The following is a 26,701-nucleotide window of genomic DNA, read 5'->3' as shown; positions in this document are numbered from 1 at the left end:
CCCTAGGCCGCTTCGCTTTTGACTGTGGTGCCGATTACGGCCGACACATCCAGCACTGCGAGCAATTCTTTTTCCAGCCGGTGAACGCCCTTGACCATGGAACGCCAGCGCGCGTCGACATGCGCCGGAACAGGTTCCAGCTCCGCGCGCGGGCGCCGCAAGACCTCACCGACCGAGTCGACGATAAGCCCGAAAATCTCGCTGCCACGTTCAACACCCAGGGCCATGCCGGCATCAGCGGCATCGCGTGGCGGCAGGCCGAGACGGCGGCGCGCATCGATTGCCGTGACAATACGGCCGCGCAGATTGAGCAGTCCGGCCACTTCAGCGGGCGCCAGCGGAACGGCCGTCACAGACTGGGGCGCAAAGACTTCGCGAATGGCGTTGACCGGTGCACCGAACAACTGGTCGCCGATACGCACGGAGACGTATTCGATCATGGCGTCGGCACTGAGTTCGGATGAATCGTCGTATTGATCGGTCATGCGACCTTCTCCTCATGGGATACTTCATCCAGCGCGGCGATCAGGGCGCCGCGGTCCGAGCGTGGCAGTACGACAGTGAGGCCTTCGGCCTGTGTATCTTCCGGCCAGTCGGTGACAGCGAGGGCCGGCAAATTGCCCCACAGGCCTTGGGCGCGAATTTTTTCCAGCGCGGCCGGATCACCGACCAGGGCATCGAATTGTTCACCCGCCTCGGCGATGGCCTGGACTTCATGCATGCCGCCCGTCGGGGTGACATCATAACCGGCAGCGGCGAGCAATGGCGCGATCATGCGGCGCGCAAAGGCGTCGGCATCGACGAGCAGGACCCGGCGGCGGCGCTTGGTGGCACGTCGCTGGATATTGCCGGCCTGGGCCTGTTCGAGGTGCCAGGCGATATCGACGACGTCGGTCGCCTTGCCCTTGATGATGGCGGAGCCGATGATGCCGGGCTTGTCGGAGCGCATCTGCAGATCGACCCGTTCCTCGACGACATCGACGATCTGGTCGACGGCGAGACCGATGGCACCATGACCCTCGGAGAAGACCAGTACCGGCTGGCGGCCTGCCGTGCCGCTGCCGATTTCACCGCCCAGGGCCACGATCGGCATCAGACGGCCGCGATACTGCACCACGAGCCGGCCATTGGTGGTCTCGATTGCGTCGGACTGGAATTCCTCCAGCCGCGTGACCAGGGCCAGCGGCACCGCTTTCGCCTCACTGCCACCGGCGCGGACGAGCAGCAGGCGCTGCGTGTTCTGCATTTCCGAAGCAGCGCTTGCGGCGGCATCGAAGCGGACCTCGTCTTCCATGCTGGAGACGATCTCTCCGGCAAGACCATTGGGATCGAGGATCATGATCACCGTACCGTCGCCGAGAATGGTGGCGCCGGAATAGGCCCCGACACCGCGCAGGGCATCGGAAAGCGGTTTGACGACGATTTCCTCGGTATCGAGGACATTGTCGACAATCAGGCCGACATTGCGGCCACCGGCATCAAGCACAACAACGAAGCCAGTGTCGTCGCGGGCCTCATCGCCCGCCTGGCTGACGCCGAGTACTTCCTGCAGGTCCACCAGCGGCATCAGACGGTCGCGCAGACGCATGACACGGGCGCCGCTGAGCGACTCGATCGCATGTTCCGAACCGGCGCCGACACGCACCAGTTCGCGCACGGCGAGCTGGGGAATGGCAAAACGCTGTTGATGGCTGCCGACGATCAGGGCCGAGACGATGGCCAGGGTCAGCGGGATCTTGATCTTGAAATGACTGCCCTTGCCGGCCGTCGAGGTGACATCGACGACGCCGCCGATCTGTTCGATATTATTGCGGACCACATCCATGCCGACACCGCGGCCGGACAGATTGGTGACTTTTGCCGCCGTCGAAAAACCCGGCGCGAAGATGAAGCGGTGGATCTGCTGCTCGGTCATCGAGGCGAGCTCTTCATGGGTCGTCAGACCCTTTTCGAGCGCCTTTTCACCGATACGGGCAGTGTTGAGACCCATGCCGTCATCGGCGATGGAAATGATGATGTGGCCGCCTTCATGGAAGGCTTTCAGCGTGATCGTGCCCTTTTCCGACTTGCCGACCTTGATGCGGTCAGCCGGCATTTCCAGGCCGTGATCGGCGGAATTGCGCACCATGTGGGTGAGCGGATCCTTGATCAGTTCCAGCACCTGGCGGTCCAGCTCGGTATCGCTGCCATCCATCACCAGCTCGATCTTCTTGCCAAGATCGGTGGAGACGTCGCGAATGATGCGCGGCAGCTTGCGCCACGCGTCACCAATCGGCTGCATTCGGGTCTTCATGACCCCGTCCTGCAGCTCGCCAGTGACGGCGGACAGGCGTTGCAGCGGAACCTTGAGATCCTCGTCTTCCAGCCCGCGAACGGTCTGCATCAGCTGGTTCCGGGTCAGGACCAGTTCGGAAACCGTGGTCATCAGCGCGTCGAGCACATCGACGCCGACCCGCACCGTCTGCTGCATGCGCGGGGCGCCGTCACCACCCATGGGGTGATCATCGGACCCCTTGAGTTCGGCAACCGCCGACTGCAGGGCCTCGACAGGGCTCATATCTGCGGAAATCGCTGCCGGTGCGACGCCAGGCTCCGGTTCGGCAGAATTGAATGCGGCTTCCAGCTCGGCGACCGAGACTTCACCCGGGCGCAGTTCGCGTCCCAGTTCCGGATCAAAATCGCCGACACCGATATGCGGGGCAGCCGGGGCCTCGGCTTCAGCCGCCTCCGGTGTCTCGACATCCGCCGGCGTGTCGCGAAACGCCGCTTCCAGATCGGCGAGCGAGACTTCGCCCGGGCGCAATTCGCGGCCCAGGTCGGCGTCCCAGCCCTCGGGAACAGCCTCGGCTTCCGGCTCGGCGGGAGCTTCGGGCTCGACTACACGACCCATGGCGGCGTCTTCCAGCCGGCCAATCAGCTCAAGATCCTCACCGGCCGGTTCATTGCCGGTCTCTTCAATATTGCGCAGGATGACCTTGATCTGGTCGATCGACTGCAGGACCAGCGTCACCATCGGGGGCGTTACGGCGAGATCGCCATCGCGGAACTTGCCCAACAGGGTCTCGCCGGCGTGCGCCACCGCTTCCAGGCGCGGCAGGCCAAGGAAACCGCAAGTGCCCTTCACGGTGTGGAGGAGACGGAAAATATTGTCGAGAATGGCCCGGTCTTCCGGATTGTTCTCGAACCGGACCAGCTCCGCATCGATGACGTCCAGGCTTTCACCCGTCTCTGTCAGGAATTCGCTGATCAGATCGTCCATGTCAGTCCTCTTACCATCATTTTGCCTGTCAGGGCTTCATTAGACGGTAAGTTGACACGGGCTTGGTTAACGGACTGTTGGTGCCGCGCCAAGCAAAACCAGCTTTCAATTCATCGGTTATGAGCGAACCGGAAGCTAGCCTGCTGCGGCCGGCGGCTGGATCAGCGCGACGAACTCGACCCGCTCCTCGCCGGCATGGGCGCTGACGCGTCCGCCGGCATTGCGGGCGATCAGGCCGGCAAAATAGGGCTGGATCGAACGGCCGTCATATCCACCCTCGGGCGGCTGGCCTTCCAGGGCGGTGACAGCGTCGGCATTGAGCCATGCGCGCGGACCTTCCGCGACAATGCGGATACGGGTGCCGCCACCGCTCTCGGTCGCCTCGATCGTCACCTTGCCGCCCCGCGGAACAGATTCAACGGCCAGAACGCAGAGATTCAGCAACAGGCGCGATGGCTGTTTTTCCAGCCCGGGCGTCTCGACCTTCCAGACGATTTCCGGCTTGGTGGACGCAAACATCGCCTCGGTCAGGCGCCGCAATTCGCGGGTATCGAGCGTCGCCGGAGCCGAACCGCCGGCGCCATAGGCGAGGCGGGCAAATTCCAGCTTGGCCTGGGCCTGGCGCGAACTGTCGCGAACCAGCTCCATCGCATCCTCGTGCATGTCGGCGGAGCTCTCATCATCGAGCACGCTCAGCGCCGCGCTCAGCGCGGACACGGGGCTGACGAGGTCATGACACAGCCGCGCGCAGAGCAGAGCGGCAAGTTGGTCGGCGGCCATTTCGGCGGGGCGTTGATCTTGCATGGAGCAATCGATACACGATTCTCTGGCAAGCCGACCGCGTTTCGCAGCAGAATTACGCAAGAAGCGTGGAAAGGACTTGGCAACCGTATTGGTCCAAGACATGCTTCTAGCGGGCTATCGGGGTGCCCCTGCAGGGAAAGCGGCTTAGCTGCCGTCCGGTGCGGGATTTGCTTGAGATGACGCGTCATGGAACGAAGCATCGGAGTAACAAGATAGCCATGCCTGGATTCGACGTAACCCGAGCCGACCAGCGCCGCGCCCGCGGCCTCGTAGTCTGTGCCAGCCTGGTGCTGTCTGCCGGCCTGCTGACCGCGCTGATGACCTCGCGCGATACCCGTAGCGATGCCGCCGGTCTGGCCCTGCCGGCCGCCGCCGTGGCGGTGATGGACGTCAATGCCGCTGCGCTTGAAATCGGAAGCGATGCCACCGAGCCGGCGCCGCCCTCCGAGACCACGACGCTGGCCATGCCACTAAACCCGGCCCGTCTTGATGCCACGGCCTTCAGCGCCTGCACCCATTGCCCGGTCACCATCCAGGTCGAACGTGAAGTGCCCCGCGGTGGCACACTCGCCGGCCTGCTCGAGGATGCCGGTGTCGACCCGGCCGATTCCGTCAAGGCAATCCGCGCACTCAACCAGGTGTTTGACCTGCGTTACCTGCGCGCTGGCCAGAACCTCAATCTCTATCTGGAGACCGAGCCCGACACTTCTGTCGAGGCCGACGAGGAAACCGAGAGCCGCCTGCGGCTGACCGGCATCTCCTTCCGTCCCGATGTTGACCGCTCGATCACCGTCGCCCGCATCTGGGGTGATGAATACCGCGCCCGCGAAACCATTGCCGAATTCGAGCGCCAGGTCGTGCGCTCCTCGGGAAGCATCACATCCTCGCTCTATGTCGACGCCCTCAATGCCGGCGCGACCGACCGCATCGTGGTCGAGCTTGCCGGCGTGCTGGCCTATGCGATCGACTTCCAGCGCTCGATCCAGCCCGGCGACGGCTTCGACATCCTGTTCGAGCGCTTCGTGAATGAAGAGGGCAATACGGCGCGGACCGGCGATATTCTCTATGCCCGCTATGAAGGCCGCGGCGAGCCCAAGGAGTTCTTCCGCTTCGAGACCTCCGATGGCGGTATCGGCTATTACAGCGCCGAAGGTGCCAGCGCCCAGCGTCTGCTGATGCTGACCCCGATCAATGGCGCCCGCCTCTCCTCCTCCTTCGGCCGCCGGCGCCACCCGATCCTGGGCTATACCCGCGCCCATAACGGCACCGATTTCGCCGCCCCGACCGGCACGCCGATCTTCGCCGCCGGCAATGGCGTCGTCGAGCGCGCCAACCGCTTCGGCAGTTTCGGCAATTACGTCAAGATCCGCCACGCCAACGGCTTCGAGACGGCCTATGCCCATCTCAACGGCTTTGCCCGCGGCATTCGCGCCGGCACCCGCGTCACCCAGGGCCAGGTGATCGCCTATGTCGGCACCACCGGCCGTTCGACCGGACCGCACCTGCACTACGAGGTTCATCAGAACGGCCGTCCGGTCAATCCGATGACGCTCGACCTGCCGACCGGCCGTCAGCTGACCGATGCCGACATGCCGGCCTTCATCGCCGAACGTGATCGCATCATCACCATCCGCGACGGCGCCCGGCCGGCCAATGACACCGAGACGCCGATGATGGCGGATTCGAGCAACGGCGCGCGCTAAGCCGTCTCTTGACTTGGGCCCGGCGGGACGGCATATGCCGCCTCACGGGTCTGGAGATGCCCGCCGCTCGCAGGCGCAAGCCATGGTGAAATCTCCGAACTGATCTGATCCGTCGACCCCAGTGTCATGCGGTGTGATGGCAAGGCGAGCCCCGTCCGAACTACGCATGCAGTCACTGAGACAGGCGACGACATGTCCAATATCCAGACCCTCCCCGCGCTTGAGGTTCTCAAGGCACAGGCCAAACGCCTGCGCCAGAGTCTGACGGCCGAGGGCAATTTCATCACCCATAGCGAAGCCCTGGAATTGCTGGCTCACCAGCATGGCTTTCGCGACTGGAACACGCTGCACGCAGCTGCCGGCAATCGCCCGGCCAGCCCGCTGGCGCTCGGGGCCCGTATCTCCGGCCTCTATCTCGGCCAGCCCTTCACCGGCGAGATCATCGCCCTGGCCAGCCTCAATCATGGCAGCCATTACCGGCTCACCGTCGAGTTCGACGAACCGGTCGATGTCGTGACATTCGACAGCTTCTCGGCGTTTCGCAAACGGGTGAATTGTACGGTTGCGGCTGATGGCAAGTCGCCGGCACTGACCGGCGATGGCAAGCCGCAAATGGTGATTGCGGTTTAGGGCGGCGGGCTCGCTCACACTTCGCGTCATCCCGACGAAAGTCGGGACCTCGACAGACCGGGCTCCGCACTTGCCGACTCGAGGTCCTGGCTGGAGTTCACCCCAGCGCAGGCGGGGGCCAGAATGACGGAGAATTGTGGCAATGCGGCGTGAAAAAACGGCCGGAAAGCGCATTGCTCTCCGGCCGTTCCTTATTCAAGCTTCCGAAACGGAGCCCTTAATTCACCACAGCCTTCAATGGCCGCTTCTCGCCAATCGCGACGCCATTGATGGTCAGCACACCCGCCTCGCTCGAGACGACGATATTCTCGCCATCCTTGATGGCGCCTTCCAGCAGCATGCGGGCGAGCGGGTCCTGGAGGTCTTTCTGGATCACGCGCTTGAGCGGGCGGGCCCCGTAGGCGGGGTCATAGCCCTTGGCAGCGATCCAGTCGCGGGCACCGGCGTCGAGCTCGATCGTCATGCGGCGATCGGCCAAGAGTTTTTCCAGACGCTTCATCTGGATATCGACGATGGCGCCCATATCCTCGCGAGCGAGCTTGTTGAACAGGATGATCTCGTCGACCCGGTTGAGGAATTCCGGACGGAAATGGGCGCGCACGGCCTCCATCACCATTTCGCGGGCATCCTCGGCATTGGCGACGGCCTGCAGATGTTCGGCCCCGAGATTGGAGGTCATGATGATGATCGTATTGCGGAAATCGACCGTGCGGCCCTGCCCGTCGGTGAGACGGCCATCATCGAGAACCTGCAGCAGCACGTTGAACACATCCGGGTGCGCCTTCTCGATCTCGTCGAGCAGGATCACCTGGTAGGGCCGGCGGCGTACCGCTTCGGTCAGGGCTCCACCCTCCTCATAACCGACATAGCCCGGAGGCGCGCCGATCATGCGGGAGACGGAGTGTTTCTCCATGTATTCCGACATGTCCATGCGGGTGACCGCGTGTTCGTCGTCGAACAGGAAGGCGGCCAGCGCCTTGGTCAGCTCGGTCTTGCCGACGCCCGTGGGGCCGAGGAACATGAAGGAGCCGATCGGACGCGCCGGATCCTTGAGGCCGGCACGGGCACGGCGCACGGCATCGGAGACGGCTTCCAGCGCCGTTTCCTGGCCGACAACGCGGCCGTGCAGGGCTTCTTCCATGCGCAGCAGCTTGTCGCGTTCGCCTTCGAGCATTTTGTCGACAGGCACACCGGTCCAGCGCGAGACGATCTGGGCGATCTGCTCGTCATCGACGACTTCCTGCATCGTCTGCTCACCGTCATCACTGGTGGTTTCGGCCAGCGCCAGACGGCTCTCGAGATCAGGCAATTGGCCGTATTTGATCTCCGAGGCACGGGCCAGATCGCCGCGCCGTTCGGCATCGGCCAGTTCGGCCCGGGCCAGCTCGATCGATTCCTTCAGCGTGGTCGCGCCGGCGAGCTTCGCCTTCTCGGCGCGCCAGGTCGCGGTCAGCTCGGCCGAGCGCGATTCCAGCTCGGCCACTTCCTTGGTGATCGCGGCGAGGCGTTCCTTGGAGGCCTCGTCGGACTCCTTCTTCATCGCTTCCGCCTCGATCTTGAGCTGGATCGCGCGGCGATCAATCTCATCGAGCTCTTCCGGCTTGCTGTCGATCTGCATGCGCAGGCGCGCCGAGGCCTCGTCCATCAGATCGATGGCCTTGTCGGGCAGGAAGCGGTTGGTGATATAGCGGTTGGACAGGTTGGCGGCCGCGACAATGGCGCTGTCGGCGATGCGCACGCCGTGGTGCACCTCGTATTTTTCCTTCAGCCCGCGCAGGATGGAGACCGTGTCTTCCACGGTCGGCTCCTCAACCATGACCGGCTGGAAACGCCGCGCCAGGGCCGCGTCCTTTTCGACATGCTTGCGGTATTCGTCCAGCGTCGTGGCGCCGATACAGTGCAGCTCGCCGCGCGCAAGGGCCGGCTTGAGGAGATTGGACGCATCCATGGCGCCATCGCCCTTGCCGGCACCGACCAGGGTGTGCATCTCGTCGATGAACAGAATGATCTGGCCATTGGCGGCGGTGACTTCATTGAGCACGGATTTGAGGCGTTCCTCGAACTCACCACGGAATTTCGCACCCGCGATCAGCGCGCCCATATCGAGCGCCAGCAGGCGTTTTTCCTTCAGGCTTTCGGGCACATCGCCATTGACGATGCGCAGCGCCAGGCCTTCGGCGATGGCGGTCTTGCCGACGCCGGGCTCACCGATCAGGACCGGGTTGTTCTTGGTCCGGCGCGACAGCACCTGAATGGCACGGCGGATTTCCTCGTCGCGACCGATCACCGGGTCGAGCTTGCCTTCGCGCGCCACCTCGGTCAGGTCGCGGGCATATTTCTTCAGCGCTTCATAGGTATCTTCTGCCGACTGGCTGTCAGCGGTGCGGCCCTGGCGCAGATCATTGATCGCGGCATTGAGCCCCTGCGGCGTGACGCCGGCGGCTTTGAGAATATCGAAGGCCTTGGTGCCCGATTGCAGGCTCAGCGCCTGCAGCAGACGTTCGGCGGTGACATATTCATCGCCGGCCTTGGTCGCGGCCTCCTGGGCCGCATCAAACAGCTTGGCCGTCGGCGGTGCCATATAGAGTTTGCCCTCGCCGCCCTCGACCTTGGGCAGGCTGGCGAGTGCTGCGGTGGCGCCATCGACAACCTGGTGCGCGCTGCCGCCGGCCGACTTGATCAGATTGGTCGCGAGGCCTGCCGTGTCATCAAGCAGCGCCTTGAGTACGTGCTCGGGCGTGAATTGCTGGTGGCCGGCCTTGAGGGCCAGCGTCTGGGCGCCCTGGACAATGGTCTTGGCGCGGTCTGTGTATTTATCGAATTCCATGTCGATCCCCCAAAAAAGGCGAGATAAGGTGCGGCCCGGCGCCTTGGGAAAGCACGCCGGAACCGCGGGTTGCTCTCGATGTAGGTGTTGCACTTGCATCACACAAGGGATCGGTCCGCGACAGATTGCCCCCAATTCGTGAAAGGTTACTCCCGGCCATGCCGCAGCTCACCGCCATCACCCGCTTTCCGGTCAAGGGCTTTGGCCCCGACCGGCTGGAGCGGGTCGAACTCGCCGCCGGTCAGACCCTGCCCCTTGATCGTGCCTGGGCGATCGAGAATGGGCCCGGCCCGTTTGATCCGGCCCATCCGGCACATGTGAAGAAGAAGCATTTCCTGATGCTCGCCGGCCAGAGAGAATTGGCGCAGGTGCAGACCCGCTGCGATCCCGCCGGGCACAGCTTCACCACCCATTGGCCCGATGGCGAGACCCTCACCACCGCGCTGAATGATACCGCCAGCCACGCCCCTCTCTTTGCCCGGCTCGAGGCCCTGCTCGGCGACCAGGTACGCGGCGCGCTCAGATTCGTTCAGATCCCCGGCCGGTCCCTGACCGACATTCCCCACCCCCATGTCTCGCTGATCAATGCCGCCTCGCTGCGCGATCTCAAAGCCCGTACCGGCCAGACCATCGAGCCGATCCGGTTTCGCGGCAATCTCCTGATCGACGGGCTCGAACCCTGGGCCGAGTTCGACTGGCTCGGGCGCGACGTGATGATCGGCCATGCCAGACTACGCGGCCAGAGCCGCATCCGCCGCTGTATCGTCACCAGCATCAACCCCGCGACAGCGCAGTGTGATATCGATCTGCCGGCGGCGCTGATGGCGCATTACGGCCACGCCGATTGCGGGATTTACATGAGCGTTGAGGCGGGGGGCGATGTCGCCGTCGGGGATCGGGTCGAACCGCCCGGCCTCTCCCGGCCTTGACGCCCCCTGCCCGGCGCAGTATCCAGCGCGCCGGTCCCCGGTTGCCCGCCGCTCGCAGACTTCGGTCTTGGTGAATTTCCGGACATTGATTTTGTCTCCTCCCGGCGCAATCGCTGCGGTGGCAATGCGAGCCCCATCCTCCAAGCTTCGCGTCCTGGAGTTGATGACATGAGCAACACCTATACCCACGGCCCCCTCGGGCCGCTTTTTACGCGCACGGCCCTGCCGATCATCTTCCTGATGGCGATGAATGGTCTGCTGACCGTGGTCGATGCGATCTTTCTCGGCGTCTTCGTCGGCGCAGACGCGCTGAGCGCGGTGACGCTGATGTTCCCGCTCTTCATGCTGATCGTCGCCCTGTCCTCGCTGGTCGCCAATGGCATGGCCTCTGTGCTGGCGCGGCATCTCGGCGCCAATGATATCGCCCGCGCCCGGGCCGAATTTGTCGGCGCGCACGGACTGTCGCTGATCGTCTGCCTGATCCTGGTGGCACTGTTTCTCGCAGGAGCGCGGCCCCTGACCCTGGCGGCCGCGAACGGGTCACAAACGCTGACCGATATGGGCCATGTCTATCTGAGCATTGCCGTGTTCAGCTCGCCGATCACCTTTGCGCTCACTGTCCAGTCGACCGCCTTGCGGGTCGAGGGCAAGGTCGGGCTGATGGCGATGACCGGGCTGCTGGTGACGCTGGCCAATCTGGCGCTCAATTATGTGCTGATCGCAGTGATGGGGCTCGGCGTGGCCGGCTCTGCCCTCGGTACCGCCTTCGCCCAGGCAATTGCGCTGGTGGTGATCCTGGTGTTCCGTATGGGCAAGACATCGCCCTTGCGCCTGGCCGGCCTCGACTGGTCCCGGCTCGGCACCGGCTGGCCGGGTTTTCTGGCGCTGGGCGCACCGCAAAGCCTGTCATTTGTCGGCCTGTCGCTCGGATCCGGCGCGGTGATCTTCATGTTGCAGATCGTCGATACCGGTCACTATGACACCACCGTCGCGGCCTATGGCATCGTGATGCGGATCCTGTCCTTCGCCTTCCTGGTTCTGATGGGGATGAGCCAGGCCTTGCAGGCCATTGTCGGCAATAATTTCGGCGCCGGACTGTGGCAGCGCTCGGACCGGATCCTGCTGATCGCCATCGTCTGCGGCCTGGTCTACACGGCCGGGGCCGAGGTCCTGCTGATCAGCCTGCGCAATCACTGGGGCTCGCTGTTCGTCGATGACCCGGCGGTGATCGCGGACGTGGCGCGCATCATGCCGATGATGGTCGCGCTCTACGCCCTCGCCGGGCCGCAAACCATGATCTCGACCTATTTCCAGGCGATCGGCGATGCCCCGCGCGCCGCCATTCTCGGGCTTGGCCGGACCTATCTCTTCGTCCTGCCCCTGACGCTGACCCTGCCATTGGTGCTGGGCGAGAGCGGTATCTGGATGGTCAATGCCACGGCGGAATGCCTGATGCTCGGTCTCACCGCCACCGTCCTGTCCCACAATGCCCGCCGCACCGGTGCCATCTGGGGCCTGTTTCACGGCCACAAGGCTCCACCGCAGGTGGCAAGCCTGGCCGAATAGAAAAAGGGACCCGCAGCGCCAGGCTGCGGGTCCCTTTCATGTCAAGCTGTCACGTCGCGATCAGGCCGCGTCGCTCTCCGATCCGCCATCACCGGAGGCATCAGCCTTCGGCTTGGCGCGTGAGGCGCGCGGTGCGCGTGGAGCCTTGGCGGGCTTGGTCTCTTCGGTTGCCGCTGCGGCAGGTGCGGAACCGGCGTCGCCCTCGTCATTGCGCGGGCGGCGCGGACGGCGGGCCCGGCGCGGCGCCTCGTCGGATGCAGCGGCTTCCGGCGCATCTGCGCGCGGTTCCGACGGTGCAACGCTCGACGGCGTCACCGGCGCGTGAATCGGGTGGTGATTGCTGGCCTGCGGCTGGGCCTCGCCCTCCGGCGTCACGACATTGAGCGGATCGCCGCCCTGTTGTTGTTCGTTACGCGGCTGGCGCGGCTGGCGGCCACGGCGCGGCTCGCGATTACGGCTCTGGTTGCCATCGCGATTGCCGTTATTGCCATTGTTATTGTTGTTGCCGCTATTGCCGTCGCGCTCCTCGACCCGATCACTGAAGCGCTCGTAGCCGTCGTCTGCAACATCATCTTCTTCATTCTCGGCCGACTCGTCAGGACCGGCATCGCGGCGCGGCTGGCTGGCCTGGATGAGACGGAAATAATGTTCGGCGTGCTGGTAGAGATTCTCGGCCCGCACCCGGTCTCCCGCCAGCGACGCGTCGCGTGCCAGCTGGACGTATTTGTCAAAAATCTGGGGAGCATTGCCGCGGATTTTGACTTCCGGCCCATTGCTCTCATAACTGCGATTGGAAGGATTGCTCGACTTCCGTCCACGGCCGCGTTGGCGCTTGTTATCGCCCGCCCCTGTTTTCCAGCGATTCATATCTGACAATGTGACCTTGCTGTTCAGTTGCAGGGGCGTGATCTTGCACCCTGATGAAACGATTGATCTTGATGGGTCGGAACAAAACAGGCGGTCGATCCGACCGCGCTAGGCCCCAAAAAGTGGCGCGCCCCGCCTGTTGTCGTAAAACCTAGCCCGCTGCGAAGCGCTTTCCAAGCGATTTTAACCGTTGCCCGGAGCCGACCGTCCGAGCACGACGCGATCATGCCCTGCAAGGTCGGGCAGGCATTCCAGCGCGGTCAGACCGGCGGCCCCGGCCAGGGCGCGGACGGCGCCGGCCTGGTCGAAACCGATCTCGAGCGCGAACCAGCCGCCCGGCCGCAACAGCCGAGGCAAATCGGCGAGAATCGCCCGGTAGGCGTCGAGCCCGTCATCGCCGCCATCAAGCGCCAGGGCCGGTTCATGCTCGCGCACTTCCGGCTCCAGACCGGCAAGCACATCGCGCACGATATAGGGCGGATTGGAGACCACGAGGTCAAAACCCCGATCGCCCAACGCCTCGCCCCAGCGGCCCTGCACCAGCCGCGCCCGGCCCGCCAGACCGCAGGCCTCGAGATTGTGTTGCGCCACCGCCAGCGCGGCCGGCGAGAGATCGACGCCCTGGCCGGTCCAGTCCGCACGCTCGCTCAGCAGGGCCAGCAGGATGGCGCCCGAGCCGGTCCCGAGATCGAGCACATGCCGCGGCGCGCCATCGCAACGCGCCAGCACCGCCTCGACCAGCGCCTCGGTATCGGCGCGCGGGGTGAGGACGTCGGCGGTAACCTTGAGGTCCAGCGTCCAGAAAGGCTGGCTGCCGAGCACTTGGGACAGGGGGATGCGCTGCAGGCGTTGCCAGGCCAGGTCGGCCAGGCCACTGATCTGCTGCCAGGAAACCAGTTCACGTCCGGCCAGGGCGGCTTCAAGCGACATCGGCGCGAGGGCGTGCTGGATCAGGAAACGGGCCTCGACGACCGCATCATCAATCCCGGCGGCCAGCAGGCGGGCGACCAGGTCCGCGCGCACGGCGATGAGGTCGAGGTCCTGCCAGGCTTCCCGCAAGGGTTGGCTGGGACGGGCGTCGAAATCGGCACGGGCCTGATCGACCATCCTGTCGAACGGACCCGCCATCCCTAGTCCTCAAGCGCCGCCAGCCGGGCGGCCTGGTCTTCGGCGATCAGGGCCGAGATCACTTCATCGAGCCCGTCACCGGCGACGATCTCGTCGAGCTTGTAGAGGGTGAGATTGATGCGGTGGTCCGAGACGCGGCCCTGGGGATAATTATAGGTGCGGATGCGCTCGGAGCGATCGCCGGAGCCGATCTGGCCCTTGCGCTCGGCGGCGCGCTCGGCATTGGCTGCCTCGCGCTGCATGTCGTAGAGCTTGGCCTTGAGCAATTCGATCGCCTTGGCGCGGTTCTGGTGCTGGGATTTTTCCTGGCAGACGACGGCAATCCCGGTCGGCAAATGCGTCATGCGCACGGCGGAATCGGTCTTGTTGACGTGCTGGCCGCCGGCGCCCGAGGCACGCATGGTGTCGACGCGGATCTCGCTCATATTGAGCTCGATATCGATATCTTCCGGCTGCGGCATGATCGCCACCGTCGCGGCTGAGGTGTGGATGCGGCCCTGGCTTTCCGTCGCCGGCACACGCTGGACCCGGTGGACGCCGCTCTCGAATTTCAGCCGCCCGAACACGCCATTGCCCGAGATCGAGGCGATCACTTCCTTGTAGCCGCCATGATCGCCTTCCGAGGCCGAGGCGAGCTCCCAGGTCCAGCCCTGCAGCTGGGCGTAGCGCTCATACATGCGATAGAGATCGCCGGCGAACAGGGCCGCCTCGTCACCGCCGGTGCCGGCACGGATTTCGATCAGCGCATTGGCCGCGTCATCCTTGTCCTTGGGCAGCAGCGCCAGGCTCATCTCCAGCTCGAGCGCCGGCAGGGTTTCCTTCAGCTCGTAGAATTCCTCTCGCGCCAGATCGGCCATCTCGGCATCGCCGCTTTCCATCATCTCGGCGAGCTCGTCGAGTTCGGTCCGCGCGGCGCGCAGGGCCCTGGCCTTTTCGGCGACGGGCCGCAATTCGGCATGTTCCTTGGAGAGCTTGACGATTTCTGCTGAGTCAGAGGCAGCACCAAGGCGTGCCTCGACCTGGTCGAAGCGATCAATGACTTGCGCGAGTCTGGAAGCGGGCGTGTGCATCACGCTCGGTTAGCACCTGACGCTGTTCTTGCAAATGCCGCGCGGCTGTTTGCCGCCGCTAGAAAAGCGCCAGAACGGCGATCACCGACATCACGACCAGCACGATGGTCGAGCTGACAAAGACCAGAAAGCGGACCGGAATGAAATTCCACAAGGCCTGGATCAGGCTGTGCAGCACGCGCAGGGCGACATAGCCCCAGGCGAGGCCAATCATCAGCGGATCAGTCAGACCGACCAGATGGCAATAAACCGCGAGGGCATAGAAGACGGTCGGCTGTTCATGCAGGTGATTGTAATTGTCGGCGATGCGGCGGACCTCGATCGGGAGGACATCCATCTCGCTCTTGGCCTTCATCTTCGCGGCATTGATGCCGGCCTTCTGCATCGCCGGGATGCGGGTGGCATACATCCACAGCCACATCACAAGCGTCCACACGATCAGCGCCAGAACCGGCGTCAGAATGGTTTCATACATGATGGTCTCCCCGCATTGCCTGCCGGAAGGCTAAACGCATTTGCCGCCGCAAGGCGACAAATTTCTCTCGCCGGCCGCGCTCAGGTCTGAAGGGTCTTGAGCCGCACGTCTGCCGGCGGCGCCTCATAACCATCGAACGCCTGCAGCAGTGCGTCGATATCGTCGGACACCATCAGCGAGCCGCGATGATCGTCGGCGAGGAAGTCCTGCGCCGTCATCTTGTCGAGAAAGGCCACCAGGTCATCGTAATAGCCGTTGACATTGAGCAGGCCGACCGGCTTGCGATGTTGGCCCAACTGGCCCCAGGTCCAGATCTCGAACAATTCCTCCATCGTGCCGATACCGCCCGGCAGGGCGATGAAAGCATCGGAGAGATGCGCCATCTTGGCCTTGCGCGCATGCATCGACTGGACAACATAAAGCGCGCTCAGATCGAGATGGGCGATTTCCTTCAGGGCGAGGAATTCCGGGATCACGCCGACAACCCGGCCACCGGCCTGCATCGCCGCATTCGCCAGCTCCCCCATCAACCCGACCTGGCCACCGCCATAAACGATCTCGACCCCGGCCCCGGCGAGACGAGCGCCGACATCCTGCGCTGCGGCAACAAAGGCCGGGTCGCGGCCCGGATTTGACCCGCAATAGACGCAAATCGATTTCATCGGCAGTATTTCCCCTTGGCGGGCCGAGCCAGCTGGATAAGCTGGCCGGCAGGCTTGGAGCTCAGTCCATTGATCCAACACGCATTGCTGGCCATCGCAAGTTTGCTCAGCATTGGCCGCGCCGCTCTGGCCGCCGAACCCGTTATCGTACCCACAGAAATCTGTCGCGGGTATTTCCTGATCCCGATCACCCTGCCTTCCCGCGAGGGCTACCCCCAGGACCGCACACTCTGGTTCCTGCACGACACCGGCGCCTCTTCCTCCTATGTCGACCCGGACAGCATCGAGCGCGTCAGCGGCATACGGCTGGGACCACGGGACCGCGCCAATATCCGCGATGCCCAGGCCGGCCCGGTCTCGATCAATCATCTGCAGGCGCGGGTTGGCGAGCTTGATCACCTCGCCCGCGCGCTCGGCCATCCGATCGACGGCATTCTTTCCTTCGGCGCCTTCAGCGATTTCCTGCTGACGCTCGATTACGAGCGCGGCGAGATGCGCCTGGAAGAGGGGCGATTGCCCCGGCCCGACGGGATCACTGTTTTCGACGCCGATGGACCGGACTACCGCCCGTGGATGGTGGTGGAATTCCCTGATCGCCGCCGGCGCATGCTGATCGATAGCGGCGCCGCCATGACCAGCCTCGCCGTGCGCCGGATCGATCTTTACGACACCCTCGCGCCGCCGCGCCCGACCGGAGCCTCGATGCGTCTGCGCGAAGTGGAAGAACGCTCCGGCGCCCGCTCACGCCTTGATGCCCATATCGGCCCCCACCGTCTGATTGCCCCGACGCTGCAATCCACTCCGGGCACCGAGCTGATCGGCGGCGAGGTGATGCGGCATTTCATCTGGACATTTGACCAGGCGACAGAACGCGTACGCCTCGTGCGCCATCAGCCCGAGGTCCCGATCACCTTCGAGCCGGATTTCGACCATGGCATGGTTTTCGAGCCGATTCCGCAAGGCTATCGCGTCGGCAGCGTCATCGCCGATACCCCGGCCAGCCAGGCCGGTATCCAGCCCGGTGATATTGTCACAGCCTTCAATGGCCAGCCGCTTGACCGGCGTGGCTGTGACGGACCGGGGGCGAGCCATACGCTGGATGTCAGCCTGATCCGCAATGGCCAGCCCATGACCGTCAGGCTTCAGCTGTTTGCCCTGGTCGAATAGCCGCCCCGGCGACATGGCGGGCCAGCACCGAGACCGCCTCGGCCAGGCGCGTATCGGAAATGTCGAGCAGGGCCTCACCGGCGGTGATCTCCAGCGAACACACCGCGCCGCCCTCCAGATCCCAGAAGCGATTGCCGAGCCAGACGCCGGTCTGCCGCGCAGCTTCATCGCGGGCGCGCCCGGCGGTCGCCGCATCGCACGGCACCCGTAGATGCAGCATGTTGACGTGCGGCGGGTCGGGCGTGACCGCGACACCGTCAATGCCCGACAGAGCAGCCGCCAGCGCACGGGCCCGCTGGACGAAGGCCGGCATCAGCTCGAGCCGGCGGTCGATCAGACGCAGCGCGTCGGGCACCATCGGCACGGGCGAGACAATGCAGCCGCCCAGACGCGCCATCCACAGCCGCGCCTCGGCGATGAAGTCCGCCTCGCCGGCCAACACCGCGCCACCCAGCGCGCCGATATCCTTGTAGAGCGAGACATAGACCGAGGCGAAACCATCGCAAATCCCGGCATAGCTGCGGTCGTCATAGAAAGGCCGGGTCGACCACAGCCGGGCACCGTCCAGGTGCAAGGGCAGGTCCAGCGCCCGGGCGCGGGCCTTGATCGCCTGCAAGGCCTCCCAGGACGGCAGGGCGCCGCCATTATGGCGTTGCGGCATTTCGATGAAGGCACAGGCGGCAGCGGGCTGAAGGTCATCGGCGCCGAGCGGCGATGACCACTCGCCGATCAGCGTCGCATCAAGCCCGTGCGCGAAATGATAGCCGCGCTCCTCATGCAGTTCGAGATGCGAGGTCGGATGCAGCTGGATGGTCTTGCGCCCGGTAGCGCCGGCATGGATCCGCGCGGCGATCCCCTGGGCCATGGTCCCGGTGGGGCACCACATCGCGGCGGGCTTGCCGAGCAGGCCGGCGATTTTAGCCTCCAGCGCCGCAACCATCGGTCCGCCGAGATACATCTCGGCGTCCAGCCCCTCGGAATCCATGTAATCGGCCACAGCGCGCAAATGGTCGGACGCTGTTTCCACGCCATGATGCGGGAAGCCGAGATGGGTCTCGCAACTGGCCCGCAATCCGGCATCAATCGTCATGCCGAAGCACCCAGCACGGCCTCGCGCACCGCCGGCGTCCAGCCGACATGAAGCCTGTCGCCAACCGTGATCACCGGCCGCTTGACCAGGGTCGGGTTGGCGATCAGTACCGCTGCCGGCTCGCTATCGGCCAATTGCCGGTCCTGGATCGACAGGCCACGCCAGGTGGTCGAGCGCGTGTTGAGCAGTGCCTTGGCGCCGGCCAGTTTCAGCCATACCGGGATCAGGGCCATCAGATCGGCATCGCTGCGGATATCGATGAAGCGGTGCTCAAGCCCCGCTGCAGCGATTTCCCGGAGCGCGAGCTTGCAGGTGTCGCAGTTTTTGAGGCCGTAGAGTGTAATCATTGTGCTGCCGCCTCTGTCGCTTCGCGTTCGGCCCGCAACAATTCGGCGCGCGCCTCGACCATTTCAACGATGTGTTCGACCATGTCCTCGTTGGAGGTGTTGTGATCGGGCTTGCCGGATACATACATCTTGCCGCGTCCGGCGCCGCCACCGGTAAAGCCGAGATCGGTCATCAGCGCCTCGCCCGGCCCGTTGACGACGCAGCCAATGATCGACAGCGAAATCGGTTCGGCGATATGGGCCAGGCGCGCTTCCAGGGTTTCCACCGTACGGATGACGTCGAAGCCCTGCCGCGCACAGGAGGGGCAGGCGATGATATTGACGCCGCGCGTGCGCAGCCCCAGCGATTTGAGAATGTCGAAACCGACCTTCACCTCCTCCTCGGGCTCGGCGGAGAGCGAGACGCGGATGGTATCGCCAATCCCGGCCCAGAGCAGCGAGCCGATCCCGATCGAGGATTTCACCGTGCCGATGCGGGTGCCGCCCGCCTCGGTGACGCCCAGATGCAGCGGCGCATCGGTCGCTTCCGAGAGTTGCTGATAGGCCGCGACCGTCATGAAGGTGTCGGAGGATTTGACCGAAATCTTGTAGTCGTGGAAATCGAGATCATCGAGGATGCGGGCATGTTCCAGCGCGCTCTCGACCATCGCGTCGGGACAAGGCTCGCCGTATTTTTCCAGCAAGTGCTTTTCCAGCGAACCGGCATTGACGCCGATGCGGATGGCGCAGCCATGATCGCGCGCCGCCTGGACGACATCACGCACCCGGTCCATCGAGCCGATATTGCCCGGATTGATGCGCAGGCAGGCCGCACCCGCCTCGGCCGCCTCGATGCCGCGCTTGTAGTGGAAATGGATGTCCGCGATCAGCGGCACACTCGAGGCCCGGACGATCGATTTCAACGCCGCCGTCGAGGCCTCATCGGGACAGGACACCCGAACGATATCGACACCCGCTTCCTCGCAGCGCCGGATCTGGCCGATCGTGGCGCTGGCGTCCGAGGTCAGGGTATTGGTCATGGTCTGGACGCTGATCGGGGCGTCGCCACCGATTTCCAGCTTGCCGATGCGGATGGTGCGGCTCTTGCGCCGCTCGATCATCCGCCAGGGGCGGACGGAACGGGGATCATGGGCAGGATCGGACATGGCGGACTCCCTCGGCGCAGCGCGCGTCAGCTTTCGTCCACGATATAGAGCGATTGCGGCAGGCTTGCGAGCGGGCGCGGTGAATTATTCCGGCTGCACCGCAGCGGTGTCGGCCACAGCAACGGTGATGTTCTCGACCGGAATACCGGCCGCACCGAGCGTGCCATGATCAATACCGTCGCGCTCGAGTTGAATGGCACCGGCATTGGAGGCGGAAAATGTGAGGCCGTCTTCACGCGCTTCGTAGACATCACCGGCTTCAAGCGTGCGCGAATACAGGATGCGGCCGGAGGCGTCCTGGACCTCCAGCGTGGTCGGCGCCGTGGCGCGCAGGGTCAGCCCTGTCTCGTTGGCAGCATCGCCCAGCGGAACGCCGTTCCAGATCGTGTCGATATCAGCGGGCTGATGAACGGGTGCGAAATCGGCCCGGGCCCATTCCGGCGCCGCGTCCGGCGGCGATGGCAGGTTGGAAATCGTGCCGAAGGAGGCCGATTGCTCGGAATACCACCAGGCGACCGAGGCGACGCAGACCAGGATCAGCACGGCACCGAAGGCGCCGCGCGGCAGTTTGATCGGTTCGCGGGTCCGCGCCGAGGCTGTCGGCACGGCACGACCGGTCTCGGTGTCGACCTCGAGCTTGAATTGCTCCACCAGGCCGGCCGGTTCGATGGCAAGGAAGCTGGCATAGGTACGCAGATAGCCGATGGCATAGGCCCGCGCCGGCAGGCCGCGTGTGTCCATGGTTTCAAGGGCTTCAAGATAATCGCGGCGGATACGGGTCCGGGCGGCAGCGGAATCGAGTGTCAGGCCGGCCTTGGTGCGGGCCTCACGCAGACGCTCTCCGGCCGAGTGCTGCACATAGCTGGCACCACTCTCCGAAAACACAGCATCCACCGGCACGAAACCCGCCATCGTTGTTTGACTCGACATGACCCTAAAACCCCTCCCCAATCGGGGTCAGAACACTCACTCAGGGCAGACGATCGAGGCTGCCCCCAACCACTCTTAACCATAAGATCAAATTCTGCGCCCGTTTTCAACAGCCTCGCCGGGCAAACCGGCGTCGGTCCCGGCTTTGAGCAAGAGCGGTCTCAAGCTGTCGGCCGGGCTATCCATACGGCTAGCAAGCCAGGTGCCAAGCTTGGCGGTGTCGAGTCCGGACACCATTTTGCGGATCGGGCCGAGATTGGCCGCCGCCATGGAAAGACTTCGGTAACCAAGCCCCAACAGGACTGCCGCCTCCAGCGGCTTGGCCGCGATCTCGCCACAGACCGAGACCGGGACATTGTGGGCGGCGCAGGCATCGCGGATCTGTTTGAACAATCCCAGCGCCGCCGGACTGAGGACATCGTACCGATCCGACACACGCGCATTTTGCCGGTCGGCGGCGAAGAAATATTGCATCAGGTCATTGGCACCGACCGAAACGAAGTCGACAGCGTCAATCACATGCTCGATCGCCCAGGCAATACCGGGGGTTTCCAGCATCAGGCCGATTTTGACCTCTGACGGCATCGGGTGGCCATTATGGGCCGCATGCTGCAGCTCGCGCTCGAGCATGGACCGCGCGGCCCGCATTTCCCACGGCGTCGAGATCATCGGGAACATCACGTGCAGGGGACGGCCCGCCGCCGCCAGGATCAGGGCCCGCAGCTGGTAGCGCAGCAGGCCGGGCCGATCGAGGCCCATGCGGATGGCGCGCCAGCCCAGGGCGGGATTGGGTTCGACCATGGACGGTGCGAAGGGCGCCACCTTGTCGCCGCCCAGATCAAGGGTGCGGAAGACGACCGGCTTGCCATCGGCCGCATCGAGCACGGCCCGGTAGACGGCGGCCTGCGCGTCGAGCCGCGGCAGGGTGTCGGCGACCATGAACTGGAATTCGGTCCGGAACAGCCCGACACCGTCGGCACCGGCATCGGAGAGATGGCTCAGCTCCACCAGCAGGCCGGCATTGATATGCAGGCCAATGCGTTCGCCATCGCGCGTCATTGCCGGACCGCGCATCTCCGCATAGGAGAGCCGTCGGATCGACAAAGCCTGCAGGCGCTCGTCATAGGCCTCGACTACGTCGGCGGCCGGGCGGATATGCAACACGCCGAATTCGGCATCAAGGATCACCGGGTCGCCGTTCTCGGCCCGGTCGAGTGCGCCTTCCAGCCGCCCGATCAGGGGGATGCCGAGCGCCTTGGCAACAATCGCCGCGTGCGAGGAGGCCGAGCCTTCCTCCAGCGCAATCCCGCGCAGTTTCGAACGGTCGAAATCGAGCAGTTCGGCCGGGCCGATATTGCGCGCGATCAGGATCGCATTGTCGGGCAGTTCAATCTGCGGCATCGCGGCGCCATCGAGATGGCGAAGCAGCCGGTTGGCTAGATCTTCCAGATCATGCAGCCGCTCGCGGAAGGTCAGGTCGGCCGCCTTCATCAGGCGGGCGCGGTTTTCATTGCGAACGCGTTCGATCGCCGCTTCCGCCGTCAGCCCCAACCGCACGGCTTCGCGCAGACGCTCGAGCCAGCCGCGGTCATGGGCGAACATGCGATAGGCCTGCAGCACGTCGCGCGTCGGGCCGCCAAAGGGCACACGGCCGCCTTCGAGCATGTCGTCAATCGAGGATCGGAGCCCGTCAATCGCCGCGTCGAGCCGGACCTCCTCGCCGGAGGCATCTTCGGAGATCAGGCGGTCGGAGCCGACATGCGGCTCGAACAGGACCGCGACACCTTTCACCAACCCGCCGGAAAACGCCCCGCCCTGCAGCCGTTCCGGCTTGGACTGGCGGACATCGAGACCGGCCATTTCCTCGGAATCGGCGATATCGCCGGAGGCGACGATCTCGGCCAGCACCATGGCGACGGTCTGCAGCGAGTCGATTTCCTCCTCGCCGACCTGGCGTTCCGCTGTCGACTGCGCCGTCAGGACGCCGACCAGGCGTCCACCGCGCAGGATCGGCACACCGACAAAAGTATTGAACGGCTCCTCGCCGGTTTCCGGCTTGTAGGAAAAGGCCGGATGCGAGCGGGCATCGAACGTCGCAAACGGACGGGCCCGCCGTGCCACCAGGCCGACAAGGCCCTCGCCCGGCTGCAGCCGGGTATGGTGGACGGCTTCAGCCTTCAATCCGTGCGTGGCGCATAATTCCAGCGCGCTCGAACGCCGCGCCAGATAGATCGAACACACGTCCCAGCCGGCTTCCTCGGCGATCAGGGTCGTGAGGTGATCGAGCCGGTCCTGGGCGTTCTCGCGCGTCGCCATGAGCTCGCGCATCCGCCTGAGCAGGCGGCGCGGGTCGCGGGTATTGGGCGTTTCCACTTCCATCAATTTCCTACCCGATCCAGGCCATAGGCCGCATGCAGGGCGCGCACGGCGCGCTCGACCGCATCATTGTCAATCAGTGCCGAGATCTTGATCTCGGACGTGGCGAGCACCTTCACGGCGATTCCGCTTTTGCCCAGGACACCGAACAGCGACCGGGCGACATCGGCCCGCTGTCGCAGGCCGGCGCCGACGACCGAGACCTTGGCCAACCCGGTTTCCGAGCGGATCCGAAGGCCGGGCAATCCGCGCTCCAGCACTGATTGGGCACGATCGAGGTCACGATGCGCAACTGAAAATTCCAGATTGACCGTCTCTGGCTCGCGTCCATGGGCCTGGACGATCATGTCGACGCCGATCCCGGCCTCCGAGAGAATGGAAAATGTCTCGCCGGCAAAACCCGATTGCGGCGCGGCGCCCAGCACGGCAATCCGGGCCTGGTCGCGCGCATAGGCAACGCCTGAGACGACGCGGCGTTCGGCGATATCGCGGTCGGCCAGAATGTCGGTGCCGCGGCTCTCGCCAGCCGCGAGAAAGCTCGACAGCACCCGCATCGGCACATGGCGCGACTTGGCAAACTCGACCGAACGCGCCTGCAGGACCTTGGCGCCCTGGGCGGCCAGTTCGAGCATTTCGTCATGGCTGATGGCATCCAGCCGGCGCGCACCCGGCTCGATCCGCGGGTCGGTGGTGTAGACGCCGTCGACATCGGTATAGATATCACAGCGCGCGCCAAGCGCGGCCGCCAGCGCCGCGGCCGACAGATCGGTGCCGCCACGGCCCAGCGTGCGCAGGCTGCCATCCGCGGCGATGCCCTGATAGCCGGCCAGCACCGGCACGATGCCCGCCTCCATCGCCGCTTCAAAGGCGGAGGCCTCCATGCCGGCAATCCGCGCCGCGCCCGGCGGACCATCAGTGAAGACCGGGGCCTGCCAGCCGAGGAAGGAGCGGGCCTGGAGTCCGCGCTCGCGCAGCGCCAGCGCCATCAGCGCCGCCGAGACCTGCTCGCCGGCGGCCAGGGCAACATCGGTCTCGACATCACCCAGCCCGGCCTGAAACTCCCCGGCCAGCCCCAGCAGGCGGTCCGTCTCGCCGGCCATGGCCGAGACCACCACGGCCAGGGTCTCACCGCGCGCAACCGCCTCAGCGACAAGGCCGGCAGCATGGCGGATACGCTCGATCGTGCCGACCGAGGTTCCGCCAAATTTTGCGACCACGCGTGTCATTCCGCCTGTCCCTTGCTCTGCGCTGGAGCCGCGACTGTTCAAATCGTCGCACCCGGCTCGATTAGCCCGCCCGGTGGGGCCATAATATGGCTGTCAGGATATCGTTGATGGTCAAGGCCGTGCTATCGCGGTTTCCTACTTGGGCGAAGCCTTGTACGCAACGCTCGAACGCAATATTGCGAGAATTCGCCCGTCGGGAGAACAGGCATGTCGACAGCAACTGCGCCGGAAACCCTGTCGCGTCCCTCGGTCGATCCGGCCGAGGTCGAGAAATTCTCGCGCATTGCCGCGGACTGGTGGGACCCGGATTCCAAGTTCAAACCCCTGCACAAGTTCAATCCGGTGCGGCTGGCCTTCATCCGCGAGACGATCTGCAATCATTTCGGCCGTTCCGGGGAGCGCCCGTTCGAGGGGCTGCGCATTCTCGATATCGGTTGCGGCGGCGGCCTCGCCTCGGAACCCATGGCGCGGCTCGGCGCCAGCGTCACCGGCGTGGATGCAGCCGAGGCCAATGTGAAGACCGCCTCGGTCCATGCCGCCGAACAGGGGCTGGAGATTGATTACCGGCACGGCGTCGCCGAGCAATTGATCGAGGCCGGCGAGCCGCCCTTCGATGTCGTGCTCAACTTGGAAGTGATGGAGCATGTCGCCAATCCCCACACATTCCTGGTCGATTGTGCCCAGCTGGTGAAGCCGGGCGGGCTGATGATCTGTGCCACGATCAACCGGACCTCGAAAGCCTTCGCGCTCGCCATTGTCGGCGCCGAATGGGTGATGGGCTGGCTGCCGCGCGGTACGCACCGCTTTCACAAACTGGTGCAGCCGACCGAACTCACCGCCGCCCTGCGTGCCGGCGGCATGACCCCGGATGCACCGGTTGGCGTGAGCTATAATCCACTCAATGACCAGTGGACACTGGGCTCGGATACCAGCGTCAATTACATGATGGTGGCGCACAAGACTCCAGACTGACGCCGCTCAATTCGCCTTTTTCGGCGGCGTCGGTGCCAGCGCGTCGGGCAGGGGCGCCACCGGCACGCCCTCATCACGCAGGGCCTCGCTCTCTTCCGCTGAAGTCTCGCCATATATCAAGCGTTCCGGCTTGTCGCCGGCATGGATGGCGCGCGCCTCACTGGCGAAATCCTCACCGACATAGTCGTAATTGCTGCGGATATGCGCCTTCACCTGCGCCGCCATCGCCTTGAGTTTCGATTCCGGCGTTGCCTCGCGTTTGCGCGAGGTCGAGACCGCCGGTGACATGACGTCCTTGCGCACCGCGTGCGAGCCGCACTGCGGGCACTCGACCAGGCCATGTTCATTCTGGTCATCAAAGGCAGCCGAGCTGGAGAACCAGGCTTCGAACCGGTGCTCGGCGCCGCAAACGAGCGCATAGCGGATCATCGCAGGATCATCTCGTCCGGCCCGCCCAGTTCACGATCATGCAGCAGGGCGGGAATGCGCGCGCGGGCATCGTCGGCCTTTGCCGTGTCGAGCTGTGCCAGCAGGATGCCAGGCTCGTCATGGTCGAGCAGCGCCACCACCTTGCCCCAGGGATCGATGACCATGGAGTGGCCCCAGGTGCGGCGGCCATCCTCGTGCAGGCCGGCCTGGGCCGGTGCGATCACCCAGGACCCGGTCTCGATCGCCCGGGCGCGCAGCAGCACCTCCCAGTGCGCCCGCCCGGTCGGACGGGTGAAGGCGGCCGGCACGGCGAGGATATGGGCGCCCGCCTGGGCCAGGCGGCGATAGAGATAGGCGAAGCGGACATCATAGCAGATCGACAGGCCCAGCCGCGCGCCACCGATATCGGCCAGCACCAGCCGGTCGCCGGCGCGGTAATTGGCGGATTCGCGATAGGTCTCGCCCTGGCCAAGCCCGACATCGAACATGTGGGCCTTGTCATAGGTGGCGAGCAACTCACCGGTGGGCCCGAACAGGAAGGATCGGTTGGCGGCGCGCCGTTCGCCCAGCTTGATGGCGAGCGAGCCGATCAACAGGGTGATACCGAGCTCCTGTGCCAGCGCTGCGAAAACCGGGATCGCCGGATCGTCCCCGGCAGTCCGCATCACGGCGAAGGCCTGATCGGCATCCTTCTGCACCAGGTGCGTCGTCTCGGGCGTGGCAACCAGCGTCGCGCCCTGGGCGGCGGCCTGGCGGATCAGATCGCTGGCCATGGCCAGATTGGCAGCCGGATCGATACCGGACCGCATCTGGACCAGGGCTGTCGCGATCGTGCTCATTTCAGGCCGAGCATCCCGTCAAGCTTGCCGGAACGTTCCAGAGCCATAAGCTGATCGCAGCCGCCGACATGGTCCTTGCCGATGAAAATCTGCGGAAAGGTGCGCCCGCCGTGGGAACGCTGCACCATTTCCTCGCGCTTTTTCTGGTCGAAGCCGGCATCGATTTCCTCGAAATCGATCTTCTTCTGCTTCAGCAATGAGACCGCGCGGGCGCAATAGCCGCACATCGGTCGGGTGTAGATCGTCACTTTGGCCATAAA

24 protein-coding genes are annotated in these 26,701 nt (G+C 64.8%); 6 read left to right on the top strand and 18 right to left on the bottom strand.

The features are described from left to right. Positions 1 to 2 precede the first annotated feature (2 nt). The 3 genes from ACN0YL_RS01405 to chpT form a co-directional block, all read right to left on the bottom strand. Entirely contained in the window at positions 3 to 485 is a 483-nt protein-coding gene (locus tag ACN0YL_RS01405) for a chemotaxis protein CheW (RefSeq protein ID WP_417468647.1), read from the bottom strand. After that, a complete protein-coding gene (locus ACN0YL_RS01400; RefSeq protein WP_417496782.1) occupies positions 482 to 3,259 on the bottom strand; it encodes a chemotaxis protein CheW in 2,778 nt (925 codons plus the stop codon). Before ACN0YL_RS01400 ends, ACN0YL_RS01405 begins: the two co-directional genes overlap by 4 nt. A gap of 135 nt (positions 3,260 to 3,394) precedes the next feature. Beyond that, entirely contained in the window at positions 3,395 to 4,063 is a 669-nt protein-coding gene (chpT, locus tag ACN0YL_RS01395) for a histidine phosphotransferase ChpT (RefSeq protein WP_417496781.1), read from the bottom strand. A 218-nt stretch (positions 4,064 to 4,281) separates the two neighbouring features. Between chpT and ACN0YL_RS01390 the strand changes: the two genes are divergently transcribed. Next, positions 4,282 to 5,766 (top strand): peptidoglycan DD-metalloendopeptidase family protein, encoded by a 1,485-nt coding sequence (locus ACN0YL_RS01390; RefSeq protein ID WP_417496780.1) that lies wholly within the window; start codon positions 4,282 to 4,284, stop codon positions 5,764 to 5,766. 192 nt (positions 5,767 to 5,958) lie between these two features. Continuing rightward, positions 5,959 to 6,396 carry a glyoxalase superfamily protein gene (locus tag ACN0YL_RS01385; protein ID WP_417496779.1) on the top strand — a complete coding sequence of 146 codons (438 nt, stop codon included), beginning with the start codon at positions 5,959 to 5,961 and terminating at the stop codon, positions 6,394 to 6,396. Positions 6,397 to 6,613: 217 nt separating this feature from the next. Here the strand turns inward: ACN0YL_RS01385 and clpB are convergent, their stop codons facing one another. After that, positions 6,614 to 9,223 (bottom strand): ATP-dependent chaperone ClpB, encoded by a 2,610-nt coding sequence (clpB, locus tag ACN0YL_RS01380; protein ID WP_417496778.1) that lies wholly within the window; start codon positions 9,221 to 9,223, stop codon positions 6,614 to 6,616. A 158-nt stretch (positions 9,224 to 9,381) separates the two neighbouring features. Between clpB and ACN0YL_RS01375 the strand changes: the two genes are divergently transcribed. Both ACN0YL_RS01375 and ACN0YL_RS01370 read left to right on the top strand, forming a co-directional pair. Then, entirely contained in the window at positions 9,382 to 10,152 is a 771-nt protein-coding gene (locus ACN0YL_RS01375; RefSeq protein WP_417491070.1) for an MOSC domain-containing protein, read from the top strand. Between the two features lie 168 nt (positions 10,153 to 10,320). Further along, positions 10,321 to 11,718: an MATE family efflux transporter gene (locus ACN0YL_RS01370; RefSeq protein WP_417491069.1), complete on the top strand. Its 1,398-nt coding sequence runs from the start codon at positions 10,321 to 10,323 to the stop codon at positions 11,716 to 11,718. A 60-nt stretch (positions 11,719 to 11,778) separates the two neighbouring features. On the opposite strand, the gene ACN0YL_RS01365 is transcribed toward ACN0YL_RS01370, so the two are convergent. From ACN0YL_RS01365 to ACN0YL_RS01345, 5 genes are all read right to left on the bottom strand, one after another. Next, positions 11,779 to 12,585, bottom strand: a complete 807-nt coding sequence (locus ACN0YL_RS01365) for a DUF4167 domain-containing protein (protein WP_417491068.1) — start codon at positions 12,583 to 12,585, stop codon at positions 11,779 to 11,781. 183 nt (positions 12,586 to 12,768) lie between these two features. Next, complete coding sequence (gene prmC, locus ACN0YL_RS01360) at positions 12,769 to 13,713, bottom strand: peptide chain release factor N(5)-glutamine methyltransferase (protein ID WP_417491067.1); 945 nt, start codon at positions 13,711 to 13,713, stop codon at positions 12,769 to 12,771. A 2-nt stretch (positions 13,714 to 13,715) separates the two neighbouring features. Further along, positions 13,716 to 14,783, bottom strand: a complete 1,068-nt coding sequence (prfA, locus tag ACN0YL_RS01355; protein WP_417491066.1) for a peptide chain release factor 1 — start codon at positions 14,781 to 14,783, stop codon at positions 13,716 to 13,718. A gap of 58 nt (positions 14,784 to 14,841) precedes the next feature. Next, positions 14,842 to 15,258 (bottom strand): MAPEG family protein, encoded by a 417-nt coding sequence (locus ACN0YL_RS01350; RefSeq protein ID WP_417491065.1) that lies wholly within the window; start codon positions 15,256 to 15,258, stop codon positions 14,842 to 14,844. 80 nt (positions 15,259 to 15,338) lie between these two features. Further along, positions 15,339 to 15,920 carry a TIGR00730 family Rossman fold protein gene (locus tag ACN0YL_RS01345; RefSeq protein ID WP_417491064.1) on the bottom strand — a complete coding sequence of 194 codons (582 nt, stop codon included), beginning with the start codon at positions 15,918 to 15,920 and terminating at the stop codon, positions 15,339 to 15,341. A 69-nt stretch (positions 15,921 to 15,989) separates the two neighbouring features. Here ACN0YL_RS01345 and ACN0YL_RS01340 point away from each other — a divergent pair, with 69 nt between their 5' ends. Continuing rightward, positions 15,990 to 17,087: a PDZ domain-containing protein gene (locus ACN0YL_RS01340; protein WP_417496777.1), complete on the top strand. Its 1,098-nt coding sequence runs from the start codon at positions 15,990 to 15,992 to the stop codon at positions 17,085 to 17,087. On the opposite strand, the gene ACN0YL_RS01335 is transcribed toward ACN0YL_RS01340, so the two are convergent. From ACN0YL_RS01335 to ACN0YL_RS01310, 6 genes are all read right to left on the bottom strand, one after another. Then, positions 17,056 to 18,177, bottom strand: coding sequence for a threonine aldolase family protein (locus ACN0YL_RS01335; protein WP_417496776.1), 1,122 nt, complete (start codon positions 18,175 to 18,177; stop codon positions 17,056 to 17,058). The genes ACN0YL_RS01340 and ACN0YL_RS01335 overlap by 32 nt on opposite strands. Then, the gene (locus ACN0YL_RS01330) at positions 18,174 to 18,524 is read right to left on the bottom strand and encodes an arsenate reductase family protein (RefSeq protein ID WP_417491061.1); all 351 of its coding nucleotides are present in this window, start codon (positions 18,522 to 18,524) and stop codon (positions 18,174 to 18,176) included. Before ACN0YL_RS01330 ends, ACN0YL_RS01335 begins: the two co-directional genes overlap by 4 nt. Then, complete coding sequence (gene ispG / locus ACN0YL_RS01325; protein WP_417491060.1) at positions 18,521 to 19,669, bottom strand: flavodoxin-dependent (E)-4-hydroxy-3-methylbut-2-enyl-diphosphate synthase; 1,149 nt, start codon at positions 19,667 to 19,669, stop codon at positions 18,521 to 18,523. Before ispG ends, ACN0YL_RS01330 begins: the two co-directional genes overlap by 4 nt. A gap of 84 nt (positions 19,670 to 19,753) precedes the next feature. Continuing rightward, positions 19,754 to 20,599 carry a helix-turn-helix domain-containing protein gene (locus ACN0YL_RS01320; RefSeq protein ID WP_417491059.1) on the bottom strand — a complete coding sequence of 282 codons (846 nt, stop codon included), beginning with the start codon at positions 20,597 to 20,599 and terminating at the stop codon, positions 19,754 to 19,756. 87 nt (positions 20,600 to 20,686) lie between these two features. Continuing rightward, the gene (gene ptsP / locus ACN0YL_RS01315; RefSeq protein ID WP_417497049.1) at positions 20,687 to 22,978 is read right to left on the bottom strand and encodes a phosphoenolpyruvate--protein phosphotransferase; all 2,292 of its coding nucleotides are present in this window, start codon (positions 22,976 to 22,978) and stop codon (positions 20,687 to 20,689) included. Beyond that, entirely contained in the window at positions 22,978 to 24,201 is a 1,224-nt protein-coding gene (locus ACN0YL_RS01310) for an aspartate kinase (protein ID WP_417496775.1), read from the bottom strand. The genes ptsP and ACN0YL_RS01310 overlap by 1 nt, the downstream gene beginning before the upstream one ends. Before the next feature lie 207 nt (positions 24,202 to 24,408). Between ACN0YL_RS01310 and ubiG the strand changes: the two genes are divergently transcribed. Further along, positions 24,409 to 25,173 (top strand): bifunctional 2-polyprenyl-6-hydroxyphenol methylase/3-demethylubiquinol 3-O-methyltransferase UbiG, encoded by a 765-nt coding sequence (ubiG, locus tag ACN0YL_RS01305; protein WP_417496774.1) that lies wholly within the window; start codon positions 24,409 to 24,411, stop codon positions 25,171 to 25,173. Between the two features lie 6 nt (positions 25,174 to 25,179). Here the strand turns inward: ubiG and ACN0YL_RS01300 are convergent, their stop codons facing one another. Genes ACN0YL_RS01300 through grxC form a run of 3 tightly spaced genes read right to left on the bottom strand, consistent with a single transcriptional unit; the run spans position 25,180 to position 26,698 of the window. Next, positions 25,180 to 25,602 (bottom strand): DUF1178 family protein, encoded by a 423-nt coding sequence (locus tag ACN0YL_RS01300; RefSeq protein WP_417491056.1) that lies wholly within the window; start codon positions 25,600 to 25,602, stop codon positions 25,180 to 25,182. After that, the gene (locus tag ACN0YL_RS01295; RefSeq protein ID WP_417496773.1) at positions 25,599 to 26,441 is read right to left on the bottom strand and encodes a carbon-nitrogen hydrolase family protein; all 843 of its coding nucleotides are present in this window, start codon (positions 26,439 to 26,441) and stop codon (positions 25,599 to 25,601) included. Before ACN0YL_RS01295 ends, ACN0YL_RS01300 begins: the two co-directional genes overlap by 4 nt. Beyond that, positions 26,438 to 26,698, bottom strand: a complete 261-nt coding sequence (grxC, locus tag ACN0YL_RS01290; RefSeq protein ID WP_417491054.1) for a glutaredoxin 3 — start codon at positions 26,696 to 26,698, stop codon at positions 26,438 to 26,440. Before grxC ends, ACN0YL_RS01295 begins: the two co-directional genes overlap by 4 nt. Positions 26,699 to 26,701: the final 3 nt, after the last annotated feature.

It is taken from the genome of Maricaulis sp., assembly GCF_048269565.1.
Taxonomy (GTDB): domain Bacteria; phylum Pseudomonadota; class Alphaproteobacteria; order Caulobacterales; family Maricaulaceae; genus Maricaulis.
This window is presented reverse-complemented; position numbering and strand designations above follow the sequence as displayed.